This is a genomic window from Rhizobium sp. P1_E1 (genome assembly GCF_056406015.1).
Genome location: NZ_JBFUAY010000539.1, coordinates 1 through 1013, shown reverse-complemented (window position 1 = coordinate 1013; position 1013 = coordinate 1). Strand labels below are relative to the sequence as shown.

The window sequence follows — 1013 nt, the reverse complement described above, 5'->3', positions numbered from 1 at the left end:
AACCATGCCTCCTCGTCGAGGCTCCACGCGAACCTTCGAGAGAGGAATGGCCCTATGAGCCTCGACTACGAGAACGACGGTGATTTCAACGCAAGGCTTATAGATGAGGTACTCTCGCAGTATCCGGATAAGACGGCTAAGCGCCGCAAAAAGCACCTTGGCGTCGCGAAGGGCCGAGAGGCAGCCGAGCTGGGCTCCGATGCGCTTTGCGAGACCGGGGTGAAATCCAACATCAAGTCCATTCCGGGCGTGATGACCGTTCGCGGCTGCGCTTATGCCGGCTCGAAGGGTGTCGTGTGGGGCCCGATCAAGGATATGGTCCATATATCGCATGGGCCCGTCGGTTGTGGCCACTATTCCTGGTCGCAACGCCGCAACTATTACGTCGGTCTGACGGGTGTCGAAGCCTTTGTCACCATGCAATTCACGTCTGACTTTCAAGAAAAGGATATTGTTTTTGGTGGCGACAAAAAGCTCGAGAAGCTCATCGATGAAGTTGAGCAACTGTTTCCACTGAACAATGGTGTCAGCTTGCAGTCCGAGTGTCCAATCGGATTGATCGGCGACGATATTGAAGCTGTGGCGCGCAAGAAGGCCAAGGAGCACGACAAAACGATCGTGCCGGTGCGATGCGAAGGGTTTCGTGGCGTGTCGCAATCGCTTGGCCATCATATCGCCAATGACGCGATACGCGACTGGGTTTTCGATAAAAAAGAGACCGACTTCGAACCCAGCTTTTTCGACGTTAATGTCATAGGTGACTACAATATCGGCGGCGATGCATGGGCTTCACGCATTCTGCTGGAGGATATGGGGTTGCGGGTGGTCGGCAATTGGTCGGGAGATGCCACACTCGCGGAGGTGGAGCGTGCACCGAAAGCCACGCTCAACCTTATTCACTGCTACCGGTCCATGAATTACATCGCTCGGCATATGGAGGAAAAGTACGGCATTCCCTGGATGGAGTACAACTTTTTTGGTCCTTCCCAGATCGAAGCCTCTTTGCGCAATAT

1 protein-coding gene is annotated in these 1013 nt (G+C 54.3%); it reads left to right on the top strand.

Going from position 1 to position 1013, the window contains the following annotated elements; translation table 11 throughout:
- Positions 1-54: 54 nt before the first annotated feature.
- The coding region (locus tag AC1D1Z_RS37790; RefSeq protein WP_477853964.1) for a nitrogenase component 1 at positions 55-1013 on the top strand (959 nt) is incomplete at its 3' end.